The sequence below is a fragment of the Pseudomonas sp. D1-1 genome (genome assembly GCF_051132225.1).
Taxonomy (GTDB): Bacteria; Pseudomonadota; Gammaproteobacteria; order Pseudomonadales; family Pseudomonadaceae; genus Aquipseudomonas.
This window is the reverse complement of record NZ_CP071676.1, coordinates 2648456-2665570: the sequence shown is the minus strand read 5'-3', so window position 1 is coordinate 2665570 and position 17115 is coordinate 2648456. Positions and strand designations below refer to the sequence as shown.

The window sequence follows — 17115 nt, the reverse complement described above, 5'->3', positions numbered from 1 at the left end:
GTCGATTGCCTCACGTCAACAGCCAGCACCTGCTCAGGCGATGTGCAACGCCCTGCCCTTGGTCTCGGCGATGGCATTGTTCAAGGCCACCCGGAACAGCTCGACCAGCACATCGATTTCCTCAGCCTGGATGATCAGCGGTGGCAGGAATCGCACAACGGCGCCATGGCGCCCGCCCAACTCCAGGATGACGCCCAAGCGCAGGCACTGGCGCTGGATGGCCTGGGCCAGTGCCGTATCCGCGGCGGGCACACGGGCATCGCTCGGCGTATCGCTGACAACCTCTACGCCCACCATCAAGCCACGACCACGCACCTGGCCCAGGCAAGGGTAATCGCCCTGCAACTGACGCAGCTGCTCCATCAGGCGTTGCCCCATGATGTCAGCGTGCGCTGGCAGGTGTTCGCTGATGATATGACGCAACGTCGCGCCCCCCGCTGCCATCGCCATCTGGTTGCCACGGAACGTGCCGGCATGGGCACCGGGCTTCCAGGTGTCCAGTTCTTCGCGATACACCATCACCGCCAGCGGCAGACCGCCGCCGATGGCTTTGGACAAGACCAGAATGTCCGGCTCGATGTCGGCGTGCTGGAAAGCGAACAGCTTGCCGGTACGCCCCAGGCCGGTCTGTACTTCATCGATGATCAGTGCCACGCCGTGTTTGCGGGTCAATTGGCGCAAGCCCTGGAGCCAACGGACCGGTGCCGGGATCACCCCACCCTCGCCCTGCACGACTTCCACGACCACCGCTGCCGGTGGCAGCACACCCGACTCCGGGTCGCTCAACAGTTGTTCGATAAAGTGCAGCCCGGCATCGATGCCGGCTTCGCCGCCGATGCCGAACGGACAGCGGTAGTCATAGGGGTACGGCAGGAACTGCACGTCCGCCATCAACGAGCCCAGCCCCTGTTTCGGCCCCAGGTTGCCCATCAGGCTCAGTGTCCCCAGGGTCATGCCGTGGTAACCGCCGGAGAACGTCAGGATCGGTTTGCGCCCGGTGGCGATCCGCGCCAGCTTCAGGGCCGCCTCGATGCCGTCGGCACCGGTCGGTCCGCAGAACTGGATGCGCGCGTGACGGGCGAAGTTTTCCGGCAAGGCGTTGAACAGGTCCTCGACGAAACGATCCTTGACCGGTGTCGTCAGGTCCAGGGTGTGCAAGGGCAGGCCGGAATCGAGTGTATGGCGCATGGCCGCGATGGCCACCGGATGGTTATGGCCCAGCGCCAATGTCCCCGCACCCGCGAGGCAGTCCATGAACAATTGGCCTTGGGTATCGCGCACATAAAGACCATGGGCTTCTTGCAAGGCCAACGGAATGCGCCGCGGGTAAGAACGGGCGTTCGACTCCCGGGCCGCCTGGCGTTGCAGATACGGGTTGGTGTTCAGTTCACGCGGCGCTTGCTGGCGAAACTGCTCCAGCGTGAAGGTTGCGCTGGAGGATGAACGGGGCTGGACACTTTCCATTTTGACTCCCTGAGTAACCACTCGGTTGTAGGCGATCAGCCCTGTCCTTGTACCTGCATGGCCTGACGCAGGCTCAGCGGGCGCATGTCGGTCCAGACTTTCTCGATGTAAGCCAGGCACTCTTCCTTGCTGCCCTGCATGTCCACGGTGCGCCAGCCGTCGGGCACGCTGCGGTAGTCCGGCCAGATCGAGTACTGCTCCTCTTCGTTGACGACAACCAGAAACCGCGTATCCGGGCTATCCAAACTCATTGCTTGCTCCTTTGACTGGCATGACGGAAAAGATCGTTACGATACAATACTAATGGTAGCGATTCTCATTAATATTATAAAAATCTTACGTTGCGCACATATTTCATTGCTGGCGAGCAGTCGCAAGACAGCAGTACGCTGTTTATACTTCGCCCCTGAACGATAACCTCTCTCGATTCGCGGTCACGGATGAGTCAATGATTCCCAGCCTTGCTCCGCTGTTCATCGGGCCGCTCGCAGCCTTTGAAGACAAGCTGCAACTGCGCAGCCAACCGCGCTCCGATCTGCCGGCCGCCGTGTTCTTCCAGCATGAGACGTTCAGCGCATTCGTCGAAGATCTGCTGGCACGCTACAAGACTGATGAGCGTCTGGCCCTGGTGTCGCTGTGGTCCAAATGGTATTTCAGTACCTTCCTGGCGCCAGTGATGGCCGCCAACCTGCTCCAGCAACGGGAGCTGCCGCTCGCCCTGGCTGATGTCGGCTTGAAACTCGGCGATGACGCCAGGCCCCAGGCCCTGCATTTGCGCGACGATGGCCAGATACTCCCCCGGTGCACGGCCTTCGAGCGGTTCCATACGCTCGTCGAATGCCATCTGGAACCGGTCATCGAGATTCTTGCCAGTGTCAGCCGGGCATCGCCCCGGTTGTTCTGGAGCAACGCCGCCAACACCTTCGAATTCGTCACCACGCGGATCGAACTGCACCCCCTGGCTGATGCCTCCAGCACCCTGCCGGCCAGGGAGATCCTCACTGCCCGGCTGCGCCCCGACGGCCGGCGCAACCCTCTGTTCGCGCCCGTACGCTACCAAGACATTGGCGAGGACGAGCCGCAGCGCCTGAGGCGCATCTGCTGCATTCGCTACCGCCTCCCCGGCGTTGGCTATTGCAGCAGCTGCCCCCTCGATGAATCCAGACGCCAGGTTCAAGGCGCCTGAGCGCAGCCGTCATTTCACCAGCTGAAAGGGGTTCTCCGTGGCCCGGTCGTAATCGACGAGGTGGCCGTAGTCGAGGCGATAGACCCGGTCCGCCACATCGAAATAACGATCATCATGGGTGATCGCGATGACGGTCTTGCCGGCGGCCTTCAGCTCGGGCAGCAACTCGTTGTAGAACACATGGCGGAAGACCGGATCCTGGTCCGCCGCCCACTCATCCAGCAGGAACACTTCCCGGCCTTCCATCATCAGTAGCAGCAACGCGAGGCGTTTGCGCTGGCCCTGGGACAAGGCAGTGGTAGACAGGCGCCCGGCGGCGAATTCGACCTTGTGGGCCAGCCCCAGGCGCTCCAGATAATGGTCCACCCGGGCTTCGAGCCCGTCATGTTCACCCGCCTCGCCCAGCACATCGGCAAACAGATAGAAGTCGGCGAAGATCGCGGCGAAATGCTCCCGGTGCCACTCACTGGTACTGGCATCGAGTACCACTCCATTGAGCGACACCTCCCCGGAAGCGGGCACGTAGAGGCCGGTCAGCAGCTTGGCCAGGGTCGACTTGCCGCTGCCATTGCCACCGACGATGAAAATCAGCTCGCCACGACGAATCGTCAGGTCGATCGGACCCAGTTCAAATGCAAACTCCTCGTTCTTGCCGGCATAACGGTAATGCACGTCCGCCAGGCGCAGTTCGCGAAACGGCTGAGCCGCTTGCGCCGGGGTCTTGAATTGCACCGTCTCGCCCAGCGCCAGCGCGTCGATGGCTTGCAACGCGACATGACCGCGGATCACTGCGGGAATGGCGTCGAGGATCATCGAGATGGGCGTGCGCAGGAACATGATCGCCAACACGTAGCCGACCACCACCTGCTGGTCCAGCAAGCCCAGCCCCTGGCCGAGGAAAAAGAGGGTGCCGATCAACATGAACACCAGCAGTGTCGTCCAATTGAGGTTCACCGCCCAGAGGGTGTCGGCGCGCACCGAGGCGTCCAGCGAGGCGCGCGCAATGGGTTCCAGCTTGTGTTGATAAAGCAGATGCCGGCGCTCGCGGCTCAGGCCCAACTCGCAGCGCCCCTGGATCGTGGCTTCGAACTGCTCGGTCAATTGGTCGTCCTGTTGCCGGACAGCCTGCATCAAGGTCTTGACCTTGCGCCCCAGCAACACATCGAGACCAACGCCAGCGGCGATCACTGCCAGCGTCAGGCAAAAGAACGGCAAGCTCAACCAGCCCATGTAGGCCAGCCCCGCCAACAGCAGCAAACCGTTGTACAAGGAGATCGGCAGTTGCTTGAACGCTGTGGCGACGGTGGTCACATCCTTGGTCAGCGCGTTGTAGATACGTGGGCTGCCCAGCCGTTCGACGCGTTCGAGCGCGGTGCCCAGGACCTTGCCCACCAGCCGCAGGCGCAGCTGGTAGACCAGGCGATGACCGATCTGCACCAGCAGCCATTGCGAGATGACTCCGCTGATGAACAACAGCACCAACAGCCCACCGAACAGCAGCAAGCCCCGACCGAGGTCATCGAGGCCTTGTTCCAGGCAACGGTTGATGTAGCCGATCAGGCCGATACTGGTGGCCGCGCTCAAGGCACTGCACAGCACCGCAAGGAGGATGCGCCATCGCGCGTCATGCAGCAGTTCTTTCAATAACATCATGGGACCGGCACCACCTTGGCAGAGTTTTGCAACAGTAAAGGCAGCAGGTTTTCGACCAGTCGCGGCTCGCCGAGCATTTCATGATGCCCCACGTCCAATGTCCACTGGCTGACCGGTTGCAAGGCATGGCGTTGCCACGGCGCGCGCAAATCGCCGTGGGCATTGCCGCGCCAGAGCCAGACCGGCACATCGACGGTCGGCAAGGCCTGCTCGTACAAGCGGGTCTTGATCGCGCGATATTGCGCCATCAACGCCAGTAATTCCGCGTCGGCCGACTCCCATTGCAGATGCGCGCGCACTTGTTCGTCGTCCAGTAGCCGGGCGACACCCTCGGCATAGTCAAGGCCGGCCAACCGGCCCGTCAACCGCTCCCGTAGCGACTCGCCGAGCGGCTGGGCGTGGCTGCGGCAATAAAAAGCGAAATCGGCAATCAACTGGCCGGCTTCATCACCCTCGCCGGCCAGGCTGCGCTGCGCATCGTGATCCAGCACCACCAACCCGGCGACACTGAAACCAATTGCTTGCAGATGCGGCACCAGCAACATGGCCAGGCGCGCGGCCAGGCTCCAGCCCAACAGTACCAGCGGACGCTCTTTGAGCTGCGCCGGGATACTCGCCACGTATCGGCGCAGCAGTGCATCCATGTCGCCCTCGGCCCAGCCGCTTTCAAGCGCGGCGAGGCCAAACACCGCGACGCCGTCGCGCAGGTTGTCCACCAGCGGCTGGTAGGCCTGCAGATGCCCTTGCGCCCCATGCACCAGCAACAGCGCCGGGGCTTGCGGATCGGCAGTGTTCAGGACCTTCCACGGACCACTGTCGATCTCGCCCAGGCCTTGGACGAGGTCACGCACGGTGTGGCGTTCGAACAGCAGGTTGGTCGGCAGGTCGAGGCCCAACCGTTCACGAATCAGCGACACCACCTTGATCGCGGCCAGCGAATGCCCACCGACATTGAAGAAATTGTCGGTGACGCCAAGGTCCTCGACTCCCAATACTTCGCACCAGATGGCGAGGGTCGTCGCCTCCAGCTCGCCGACCGGTGCCACGCGGGTATTGTGCAAACGCTGCCGGGCGCGTTCGAGCAGGTTCTTGCGATCGAGCTTGCCATTGTTGTTCAACGGCATGGCCTTCAGCGCCAGGACAGCGCTGGGCAGCATGTAGTCCGGCAACTGGCGGGCCAGGCTGGCGCGCAACTGATCCGTTCCTTGCGAATACGCCTCCTCCGTGACCACGAAGGCCAGCAATCGGGCGTGGTCACCTTCGCCGTCCAGCAGCACGGCAGCCTGCGAGATGCCTGGCTGGGCCAGCATTGCCTGCTCGACCTCGGCCAACTCAAGGCGAAACCCACGGATTTTCACCTGCTGATCGTTGCGCCCCAGAATGCGCACGGCCCCATCGGCCTGGCGCATGGCCAGGTCGCCCGTACGGTATAGACGATGACCACTGGCAGGCTCGACAGCAAAGGCGTTGCCGCCGACATTGCCGACGTAACCCCGACCAACGCTGGCGCCGCTGATGCACAACTCGCCGGCCTGGCCTGACGGTACCGGCCGCTGCCGCTCGTCGAGCAGGTGGATACGGTTGGCACCCAACACCTGGTCCAATGCGCAGCCACTCACCCCCTGCTCCAGATCGATCGCCCGCCACAACACCCCTACCGTGGTCTCGGTCGGACCATAGTGATTGTAAACACGGCAGGTCGGTCCGGCCTGCGCCAGGCGGGTCAACAGCGCCTCGCCGATCGGCTCTCCGCCCAGCACCAGGACCTGGCGTGGAAGGACGTCGGCGGCCTGCTCGCCCATCAGCGCTTCGAGGTGCGAAGGTACGATCTTGAGCACGTCCAGTGGGTAGCGCCGAAGCTCATCGGCAAACGCCCGCGCATCGGTCACGGTCGTCTGCGCCAGGACATGCACGCAGCCGCCCTGCAGCCACGCCGGGAACAGCACGGTATTGCCCAGGTCTGCGAGCAACGAGGACACCAGCCCGTAATGCCCGCCCTCGGGCAATTGCAGCGCGCGGGTCACCTGGGTGGCGTAGTGACGCAATTGCCCTTGTTCAATCTGCACACCCTTGGGCTTGCCGCTGGTGCCCGAGGTATAGAGCACGTAGGCCAGGTCCTGCGCTGTGCCGGAGACTGGCGCGGCGAACGCCGGCCCGTTGCTCGCCTGCGACCAGCACAGGGTCCGCACCGATGTCTCGGGCAACAGCCCCTCCAGGTGCAGCAACAGCGCCGGTTGGGCGTCGTCGAGTATGCCGGCCAGACGCAGCGGTGGCTGCTGTGGGTCCAATGGCAGATAGGCGGCCCCCACCTTGAAGCAGGCCAGCATCGCGATCAGCATCTGCGCGCCACGCGGCAGATACAGCCCAACGACCTGCTCGCGGCCCACGCCAGCCTCGTTCAGGCTGCCGGCGACACGATCACTCAGGGCATCCAGGTCAGCGTAGGAAAATACCTGCTCGGCATACCGCAGCGCCGGACGCGACGGTTGTGCCTGGGCATGGCGGCGCAAGGTCGCGATGATATCGAGGTCCGGTCCAAGGGCAGCAGTCTGCGCCGAGGCCAGCCATTCTTCAGGCAGGCGCGCGTCAATGTCAGCGATGAGCCCGTCGGGCGATTGCACCAGCTGGCCAACCCAATGGGCAAAACGCTTGAGCAGCGCCTGCATCTGCCCCTCGCGATACAGGCCGAGGTCGTAGGCCAACGCCAGCTCGCCGTGGCCCTGGGCATCGAGCGTCAATTGCAGTTGCAGTTCGACCGGTGTGTCGAAAGACAGCCAGTGCGACATGTCCAGTTGCGGCACGGGCGAGACCCGCAGGCCGGCCTGGAAGCTGGCCCGCCATTCGGGCAACAACTGTGCCTGGCCGACATATTCCTGCCAGTCCACGGCGCTCTCCAATTGCCGGGCCAGTTGCCGGGCCAGGTTGGTCAGCGTGCTGTGTTCGGACACTTGCAAGACCATCGGTAAAGTCTGCTCGAACAGCCCATACGCGCCGGACAATTCCTCGTAGTTGTCGCGAGGATCGTGTTGCAACCCCAACTGCCCCTGTTGCTGCCCGTTGAGCCTGCCGAGCAATGACCCCCAGGCGGCCAGCACCCACTGCTCGACGGCCACGCCTTCACGATCGGCCAGTGCCGTGAGCATCGTCGGCAAGCGCTGCTCAAGTTCCTGGCGGACGACCGCGTGACGTCCGCTGGCGATGCCATAGCGCTCGACCAGGCGCATGCCGGGAATGTCCTGCAAGGCCAGGTTGCGCCAGAACTGCGCGCCCTGCTCGGCGTCTTCATCCAGTTGCAGGCCGTTGATCCACTCGACATAGTCGGCGTACTGCATGGGCTCGTCGTCAAGCGCTGTGGCACGCCCGAGCAAGTGTTCCTGCAAGCCGATCAGGCTGCGCTGGTCCAGTGAGTAAACCGGGACTGCCAACAGCAACAGATCGTCGAGCAGCCAGGCGAGAATGTCGGGTTGTTCGGCATCGCAACGACGCCGGGCCGCCTCCAGCCACGACTGTCCATCGTGACCGTCGGCTGCCCGCCCCTGGCGCCAGTCCAGCCGCAGTGCATCAGGTTCGATAACCCGCTGGCGCAGGCCGGTGGCGCCCAGTGGGCGCTCGTAACGCAGGCGCAACGCCTGATGCTGCGCCAGGGCGTCGCGCAAGCGTTGCTCGACGATGCCCTCGGGCACGCCCGCCAAGCGCATGCGGACCCAGCGCCAGGCTTGCGGATTGGCCTGGGCCAGTTGTTTCTGTTGCGGTGAAAGCGTCAGTCCAAGATCCATCATGGGGTCAACTCTGCGGAATGCTCTTCGGTCTGCGCAGGGGCAGCCATTACCTGGTGACGACCATAGATCTCGCCCATGGCCACGACAATCTTGCGCTCGCCCTCGAACGGATCCCGGGCATGCGCCGCCAGCATGTTATCGAGCATGACCACATCGCCCTGTTGCCAATCGAAACGCACGGCGCAGCGGTCATAGGCGGCATTGATGGCATCGATGGCGGCCGGCTCGAGGTCCGAGCCGTCACCGTAGAACACCTGCCTGGGCATGGCGGCTTCGCCATCGCGCAGGAACTGCTCGCGGATATCGGCATCGAGAAATGCCGGGTGGTACAGCTGGATCTGATTGAAGAAGCTCTCTTCGCCCGTCAATGGATGCAGAATCACCGCCGGGCAAACCTGGCGGGTGTGCAGGTCATTGGCGCCGCGCCATTGGAATTCAATGTTGCTCTCACGGCAGATTCGCTCGACCTCGGCCCGATCCTCGGTCTGGAAGAAATGCTGCCAGCTGACGTCCAGGCTGGCGCTGAAATTGCGCACGTACATCAGCTGTTTGCGCCGCAGGTTTGCCTGCAACCAGGCCGGCAGTTCGCCGTAGACCTGGCGGCTGTCGACGATCGGCGTCGCGCCACCGGAGGTCGCTGGCGTCTCGCAGTAGAACCACTGGCGGCGCGGCCAACGGTGCTGATGCGCACTCTCGTTATGGAACAGGATCATCCGGTCCTTGGGGTATGGCGTGGACTTGTAGATGTTCTTGCCACCTTCTTTCTTCGGCAGGTCGCCGTACTGTCCATACAGCTGCGGGCACAGCGCCTGGCAGAACGCCTCGAAATCCGCCGGTGTCGGCAGGTCGAACCCTCGGAACAGGATACCGCCATGCTCGCGCAGCCAGTTTTCGACCTTGTCGCGGTTGGCTTCGGCCCAGATAGCCGGGGCCAGTTCACGGTCACGCAGCGAGACCAGCAGCGGAAATTTCGCCTCCTCTCGCAGCGGCCGGGCTTCGATGGGCTCACGGGTCGCCGCCGATCCGCTCTGGCGCATCTTGCCCAATTTGCTCATTTTGCGTTGCAGCGGGTTGTCCGTGGACATTGCAGCGGCTCCCTTTACAGTCGGAATCAAGGTATCGATGGGATTGTCCGGCGCGCCGAGGGCCAGCTCCAGCAATGACTCGAAGGCATGGCGCAAGCGCTCGACGGTGGCCTGGCGGAACAGGCTGGTGCGGTACACCCAGCGCAGGCTGATGGCATCAGAGTCTTCGCTGGCGAACAGAGCCATGTCGAACTTGGAGTGGTGTTGCTCGCCGGCCAGCGGCTCGACCTGAAGATCGCCCAGCTGACGCTGCTGGCGTGGTGTGTTGTCGAGCACGAACAAGGTCTGCAACAGCGGGTGGACATTGGCCACGCGCGGCAGCTCGAGGCACTCCACGACCTGTTCGAACGGCGTGTCTTGCCAGGCGAACGCTTGCAGGCAAACCTCACGCACCTGGAGCGCCAGCTCACGGAAACTCAACTCCGGTTGCAGGCGGACACGCAAGGCCAGCAGGTTGACGAAGAAGCCGATCAGCGATTCGGTGGCCGGATGGTCGCGGTTCGCAACGTCCGTACCGATCACCAGATCGCGGCCCTGCGTCTCGCGTTGCAGCACTGCGGCATAACAGGTCAGCAGCACCATGAACGGCGACGTGCCACTGTCCTGGGCGAACCTTTTAAGCCGGCCAACCGTGGCGGGCGATAACTGGAAATCCACTGCGGCCCCGGCGCCACTGTCACGCTCCGGACGCGGGAAATCGAACGGCAGCGGCACCTGCGCGGGAATGCCGGCCAGGGTCCGTCGCCAGAAGTCCAGGCCTTCACGCTGACGCAACCGGACCGCGGCCGAACCTTGCCATACGGCGTAGTCGACGTACTGGATCGGCAACGCTTCCTGGCTCGGTAGCACGCCGGTGCTGTAGGCCTCGTAGCCCTCGATCAGCTCATCGACCAGAATAGCGCCGGACCAGCCATCGGAGGCAATGTGGTGCATGATCATTTGCAGCACATGATCCTGTTCGCCGAGGCGATACAGGACCACCCGCAGCGGAGCCTGGCGAACCAGGTCGAAGGGGCGCAGTGCCCTGTCCCGGGCTTCAACCGGCCACTGCGCTTGCGTCGACGCGACGGTTTCCAGGGCCACTATCGATTGCGAGTGGATGCGCTGGCGCGGTTCGCCGTCCCGCTGGTGATAAGTGGTGCGCAGGATGGCGTGGCGGCTTACCAGCCGCTGCAATGAACGCTCCAGGGCCTGGATGTCGAGTTGCCCGCGCAAACGGACATTACTGCTCATGTTGAAACTGCTGTCGGCAAGGTCCAGCTGCTGCATCAACCAGACTCGCTGTTGCGCTGATGACAAGGCTTGCTCGACCTCATGATCAACCGGCGAGATCGTCAGCGAAGCCAGGTCCTGCTGCCCCGCAAGCCCTTCGATTCGCTCAGCCAGTTGCGCCAGCACCGGCGTTTCGAACAGCCAGCGCAATGGCACGTCAAACCCCTGCTCGCGCAAGCGCCCACGCACTTGAGCGGCCATCAGCGAATGCCCGCCAATCTGGAAGAAATGGCTATCAACCGGCACGTGTTGCACGTGCAACACCGAGGTCCAGATCTGGATCAGCAAGGCCTCGCTCGCCGACAAGGCGCGCTCGGTAGCAGGTGCACTGTCGACCACCGCGAGCAGGCGCGGCAGCTGCTTGCGATCGACCTTGCCGTTGGTGTTGAGCGGCAGCCGCTCCAGCGCTTGCAGGTGCGTCGGCAACATGTAGATCGGCAAACGTGTCTGCAGATAGTCGCGCACAGCCGCCTCGTCAGGTGCGTTTTCAGCCTCCGCCACCCAGAACGCCGCCAGGTGCTCGCCTTGCACGGCCACGACCGCCTGCAGCAGTTGGGGATGGCTGAGCAGAACCGCCTCGATTTCTCCCAGTTCGATACGGTACCCGCGCAACTTTATCTGGTCATCGGTACGCCCGAGGTAGTACAGCTGGCCGTCGGGCTGCCAGCGCGCCAGATCGCCGGTGCGATACAAGCGCCCGCCGTTACCCACGAACGGGTCGGCAATGAAGCGCTCGGCGGTCAGCCCCGGCTGCCCGGCATAACCGCGGGCCAGGCCGTCGCCGGCAATATAGAGTTCGCCCACGCAGCCAGGCGGCACTTCGCACAGGTGTTCGTCGAGAACATGACAGCGCGTGTTCAGCAGCGGTCGGCCAATCGGCGCGACGGGCAGTTGCAGCGCATCGATCGGCGCCTGGGTCGACCACACCGTGGTCTCGGTCGGGCCGTAGACATTGATCAGTTGCGCCACGCACTGCTTCAGCTCGTGCGCCAACTCGGCCGACACTGCCTCGCCACCGGCCAGGGCCACGCGCCCCTTGAGCAGCTGGCGATCGCCTTGCAGCAACATCGCCCAGGTCGCCGGTGTGGCCTGGATCAGGTCGACATTCTTTTCCTCGATCAAGCGCGCAAGCAGCAGCGGATCCTGGCGCTCTTCATCGTCGGCGAGGACGACCGCGCCGCCACGCACCAGCGGCAGGCACAGCTCCAGGCCGCAGATGTCGAAGGTGACCGTGGTCAAGGCCAGATAGCGCTGCACATTTGCCAAGGGCAGCGCCTGTTCCATGGCCAGCAGGAAGTTGGCGAAGTTGCCGCGACTGATCTGCACGCCCTTCGGTTGGCCGGTCGAGCCCGAGGTATAGAGGGTGTAGGCCAGTTGCCCAAGGTTGGCCGCCACTTCCGGCGCCTGGGTCGCGAATTGCCCCAGCGGCAGGTCCGCCCATGGGCACACGCGCAACGGCGCCGGCAGATCGACGCTCGGCGAATCGCAGAGCAGCAGATGCGGCTGCGCCCGGTCGAGGATTTGCGCCTGGCGAGCCGGCGGATGGCCGGGATCGAGCGGCAGGTATGCCACCCCGGCCTTCTGAATGCCCAGCATGCACACCAGCAACCGCTCATCCCGAGGCAGGCAGAAGGCAACCATCGATTCGGCGCCCACGCCTTGGGCCAGTAGCCAATGAGCGAGGCGGTTGGCCTGGGCATCCAGCGTCCCGTAGCTTATCTGCCGGTCAGCGCAGTACACCGCGATGCGCTCGGGATGCGCAGCGGCTTGCGCTTCGAAACGCGTCACGAAATCCGCTTCGCCGGACAATCGCATCGGCTCACCGGCAGTCGCCAGGGTCGCAACGGAGCGCAGCGGGATTTCCGGCAAGCGTGTCTGGAGGTCAATACCCGCCAGGCTGGCGAGCAATCCCTGATAGTCCTCCACCAGCCGCCGGGTGGTGCCCGGTTGCAGCAGCGCGGTCGCGTATTCGACGATCAACCCGGTACTGGCCTCGGCACCACGCCCTTGGGTGAACAGGTTGAAGGTCAGGTCGAACTTGGCGCTCACCACCCCGCCCGGCAATGCCAGGGCCTGTGCGCTGACGCCGGGCAGGTTCAGGCTGCGGGACTGCTGGTGGTCGACCTGGTAGTTGAACATCGTCTGGAACACCGGCGTGCGATCCAGGCTGCGCTCGATATTCAGCACGTCGAGCAATTGCTCGAACGGCAGCGCCTGATGAGCCAGGTCATCGCTCAGTCTGCCGTTCAAGGCCTGGACGAACGATTGCAGGCTCTGGCGAGCATCGATCTGCACCCGGTGCGCCAGCGTGTTGACGAACAGGCCGACTTGCGCCTGGCTCTCTGCCGACTCGCGTCCGGCCACTGGAACGCCGACGGCGAAGTCACTGCGGCCGCCATGACGCCAGAGCAGCAATTGATACGCAGCGAAATACACCACGAACGGTGTGACGCCCAACGCCCTTGCCCGCGCCTCCACAGCGGCACTCAACGTACCGGGCAAAGCGAACTCGTCCCGCGCACCGGCGTATGCCTGCACTGTCGGCCGAGTGGGTTGTCCGGGCAATTCCAGAGGCTCGTTGCCCAAGCCTTCCAGGCGTTGCCGCCAATAAGCCAACAGCGTCTTGCCGTGGTCCCCTTCCAACTGTTGCCGCTGCGCATTGATCAACGGCAGCAGAGCGCTTGTTGAAGACAGCGTCCGCTCCTGATAGAGCGACGTCAGATCCTCGACCAGCAGGCCCATGGACCAACCGTCCACGGCAATGTGATGCACATTGAACAGCAAGCGGTAGTCAGCGGGTGCGACACAAAACACATCGACCGCCAGCAAGGGCCCCTGCGTGAGGTCGAACACCCGCTTGGCCGCGCTGGCGATGGCCGCATCCTGCTCCGCCCCGGTCAGACCGCCGATATCGTGGACGTTGAAGATCGCCGCGGGCGTATCGTCCAGGCGCTGCCAGACTTGCCCTTGCTCTTCGAAGAAGAGGCAGCGCAACGCATCATGACGGGCGACCAGCGCCTGACAGGCACGTTGCAGACGCGGCACATCCAGATCGCCGCGCAAGGCCAGCAACTGGGTGACGTTGTAGGCGGTTTCAGCCGGATCGAGCTGCTGCATGAACCACACCCGTTGCTGGGCGTGGGACAGCGGCTGTGGTTGCTTCGCCACGTCGCTCGGCTCGACCGCCGCGACGACAGGCGCCACGACCGGCGTCAGCGCCTTGGCCAACTGCCGAGGGGTTGGGTTCTCCAACAATTGCCGAGGCATCAGGCGCAGCTCGGCCTGACGCAAGCGCGCGATCAGTTGCAGGCTGAGGATCGAATCGCCGCCCATGGCAAAAAAATCCGCATCCGCGCCCAGCGCGGGTTGGCCGAGCAGCTCGCGAAAGGCCGTCAGCACCGTGAGCAAGGCGGGCTCGGCGCGGCAATCGATGCACAGCGCCATGGCCGCCAATGTCGGATGCTGCAAGACATCGCGAGGTTGCAGCCTCAGCCCTTCCCGCGAAGCGAGGCCGATCAATTGCAGGCTGAGAATCGAGTCGCCGCCGAGGGCGAAAAAATCATCCCCGCGCCCGACTTGCGCACAACCGAGAATCTGGCACCACAGTAGCGCCAGGCGCTGTTCGGTCGCGCCGTTCGGTGGCTCGGCGGCTTCAGCGGTCGGCTCATCCGTTGCGGGCTCGGGCAATGCGCGCCGGTCGAGCTTGCCGTTGGCGGTCAGCGGCAGTGTATCGAGGGCCAGCCAATAGGCCGGCAGCATGTGTTCCGGCAGTTGGCGCTTGGCCTCGGCTTGCAGCATCGCCAAGGCTTCGGTGGTCATCGAAGAGCCGATCCCGGGGGTGAGGTATGCCACCAGTTGCGTGCGTCCTTTCACTTCGCAGGCGAGCACCGCCCCCTCGCGCACCTGGGGTTGGGCGTTGAGCCAGGCACTGACCTCGCCCGGTTCGACGCGAAAACCGCGGATCTTGACCTGATCGTCCTGGCGCCCGAGGAATACCAGCCGCCCGTTGCGATCCAGGCGCACCCGGTCACCGCTGCGATAGAATCGCTGCCCCTGGGCCGTGCAACCGAACGCGCGCGCCGTCAACCCGGGTTGCCCGAGGTAGCCTTGGGCAACCTGGGGCCCGCCAATCAACAGCTCACCGGCAACCCCGAGCGGTACGGCTCTGTCATTGCCATCGACGATGCGCAACTCGCAGCCGGACAAAGGCTGGCCCAACGGCAAGTACTGACCCGCTTCGAGTGCGTCGGACCCGGTGATTTCCCCGCAGATCACCCCAACCGTGGTTTCCGACGGGCCGTAGTGATTGAAGATACGCAGTTGCGGCGCCAGTTCATGCACCTTGGCGAACAGGGCCTGATCGAACCCCTCGCCGCCGAGGATCAATATTTCCCTGGGCAACACACGGCGGGCGTCGTCCAATGCCAGCAAGCCGCGCAGATGCGAAGGCGCGATCTTCAGGCAATCGACGGGATTCTGATCAAGAAAGTCAGCCCAGCCGGGTGGATCGAAAGCCAACGACGCCGGCGGCAAGACCAGCGGGTCGCCAGCGGCGAGCGCGGCGAATACCGAGGTCAGCCCCAAGTCCGCGGCGACGGTCGCCAGGGTCGCCCAACGGCTGCCGGGTAAGGCGTGCAAGCGCTGGCCGACTGCGCTCGCGTAATGCGCCAGGTTGGCATGGCTGACCAGCACGCCTTTGGGTTGGCCGGTCGAGCCCGAAGTATAGATAAGGTAGGCAGGTAATTGCGGCTGGCTGAGGCTTTCGCCCTGCCCGGCATTGGCATCGGCCGACCAGTCGGCGTCGCTCATCACCAGATGCGCGAGGCCAGCGCCGGCTTCAGGCGCGTGCGCCAGCGTCACCCACAGGCTCGCGCCGCTGTCTTGCAGTAACTGCGCGAGGCGCTGCGGCGGTTGCGCCGGGTCGAGGAACAGGCAGGTCGCGCCACGCTGCCAACAAGCCAGGGTCGCCAACAGCTGTTCAGCGCAGCGTGGCATGCACAGAGCAACCACCTGCCCAGGTCCGATGCCCTGCCCGGCCAGCCGCGCGGCCATCGACCGACTGGCGGCGCCGAGCGTGGCGTAATCAAGGGTCCGCCCAACGCTGCAGAGTGCCGCAGCGGACGGCGTCTGATTGGCCCAGTGCAACACTTGCCGGTCCAACGGCAACGGCGCCGTATCCAGGGCGGGGCCATGCAACTCGCTGGGCGGCGAAACCAGTTGCAGATCCGCCAGGCGTCGCTGCGGATGCACCGAGCCCTCCTGCAGAATCGCCAGCAAGTCGTCGAGCATCTGCTCGACCGTCGCCGCATCAAACAATTCGTCGCTGTACTCCAGCTCGCAGCGCAGTCGCGCGTCAGCGCTACGTACCATGCGCAGCGTCAAGTCGAAACGTGCATGCCGTTGCGGCGGGTCAAGCACTTCGACGGCCACACCCGGCAAGGCCAGGGTGCGGCTTTCGGGTAGATCAACCTGAACGAACATGACCTGGAACAGCGGGCTCGAACGCGGACGCTCAAGGCTTTCAAGGATATTTTCGAAGGGCAACTGCTGATGGTCGAATGCGGCCGCGACCGTATCGCGGGTCCGCAGCAAGGCGCTGCCGAAGTCCGGGTTGTCCTGCAGACGCTGGCGGATCACCAGGGTATTGAGCAACGGGCCGATCAACGGCACCAGCTCCGGACGGTCACGTTGGGCCGCCGACGTGCCCAGGCACAGATCCGTCTCGCCGCTGTAGCGCGACAGCAGGCAGGTAAAGGCCGTCAGGCCGTAGATATACAGCGTCACCCCCTGGTTGCGAATGGCCGCCTCCACCGTCGCGGTCAGTTGCGGCGAAAGCTCCCGGGCCAGGATCGCGCCACTCTGGCGACGTTGGGTGGCCGCAGGGCGCGGCCGGTCCAGTGGCAACGCCAGGGGCGCCGGCGCGTCCGCCAGTTGGTCGCGCCAGAAGTCGATGTGCTGCCGGCAAGTGTCGCTGTCCAGCCACTCGCGCTCCCACGCGGCGTAATCGGCGTATTGAATGCTCAACTCGGGTTGTGCGGCAGGCTGGTTCGAAGCGAGCGCCCGATAGGCCTCGGCCAGTTCAAGGGTGAGTTGCTGGGCCGACCAGGCGTCATAGGCGACGTGATGGATGGTGAAAAACAGCCAGGTGGATTGCTCCTGGGCGTCACTGAACGCTTGCCAGCGCCAAGGCATCGACTGAGCCAGGTCAAACGGTTCGGCAAGTTGGCGGGCGTACTCATCGGCGCACCATTGCGCCTGGTCAGACGCCGCCAACGTCAACCGCTCGACGGCTGGCAAGCGGACCTGTTGCGGCGCGCAATGAGGCTGCAATTGCCCGTTGGCATCCGTGGTGTAGCGAGTGCGCAGGATCTGGTGGCGATCGACGACTTGCTGCATCGCCTGCTGCAGACGCTCGCCGTCCAGGCGCCCGTCGAATCGCAGCACCGAGCACAAATTGTAAAGGGCCCGGCTGCTAAGGGCTTCAGCCGACAGGAAGCGCCGCTGCGCCTGCGCCAGCGGCCTGGGCTCGCCTTCCCCGAGCACGGCGGGGACGATCGGCAGGCGCCAGCTGTCGATGCCCTTCTCGGCCAGGCGCTGGCGAAAGACTTTTTTCTTGTCCGCGGGCAAGGATGCCAGCCGCTGCGCAATCTCCAGGAAAGCTTGTTGCGTCATCGTA

Annotated in this window: 6 protein-coding genes; 1 reads left to right on the top strand and 5 read right to left on the bottom strand. The window is 64.3% G+C overall.

Annotated features, from left to right (window positions below; all coding sequences use genetic code 11):
* Positions 1-33 precede the first annotated feature (33 nt).
* Both J3P86_RS12060 and J3P86_RS12055 read right to left on the bottom strand, forming a co-directional pair.
* Positions 34-1464 (bottom strand): diaminobutyrate--2-oxoglutarate transaminase, encoded by a 1431-nt coding sequence (locus J3P86_RS12060; protein WP_434700402.1) that lies wholly within the window; start codon positions 1462-1464, stop codon positions 34-36.
* Positions 1465-1499: 35 nt separating this feature from the next.
* The gene (locus J3P86_RS12055) at positions 1500-1715 is read right to left on the bottom strand and encodes an MbtH family protein (RefSeq protein ID WP_186610593.1); all 216 of its coding nucleotides are present in this window, start codon (positions 1713-1715) and stop codon (positions 1500-1502) included.
* Positions 1716-1912: 197 nt separating this feature from the next.
* On the opposite strand from J3P86_RS12055, the gene fhuF reads away from it, so the two are divergent.
* Positions 1913-2650, top strand: a complete 738-nt coding sequence (gene fhuF / locus J3P86_RS12050; RefSeq protein WP_434700401.1) for a siderophore-iron reductase FhuF — start codon at positions 1913-1915, stop codon at positions 2648-2650.
* Between the two features lie 9 nt (positions 2651-2659).
* Here fhuF and J3P86_RS12045 read toward each other — a convergent pair whose 3' ends face one another.
* From J3P86_RS12045 to J3P86_RS12035, 3 genes are read right to left on the bottom strand one after another with little or no spacing between them, the layout of a single operon-like run.
* On the bottom strand, positions 2660-4303 hold the full coding sequence (locus tag J3P86_RS12045; protein ID WP_434700400.1) for a cyclic peptide export ABC transporter: 1644 nt from the start codon (positions 4301-4303) through the stop codon (positions 2660-2662).
* Positions 4300-8082, bottom strand: a complete 3783-nt coding sequence (locus J3P86_RS12040; protein WP_434700399.1) for a non-ribosomal peptide synthetase — start codon at positions 8080-8082, stop codon at positions 4300-4302. Before J3P86_RS12040 ends, J3P86_RS12045 begins: the two co-directional genes overlap by 4 nt.
* A complete protein-coding gene (locus tag J3P86_RS12035) occupies positions 8079-17111 on the bottom strand; it encodes an amino acid adenylation domain-containing protein (protein ID WP_434700398.1) in 9033 nt (3010 codons plus the stop codon). Before J3P86_RS12035 ends, J3P86_RS12040 begins: the two co-directional genes overlap by 4 nt.
* Positions 17112-17115 lie beyond the last annotated feature (4 nt).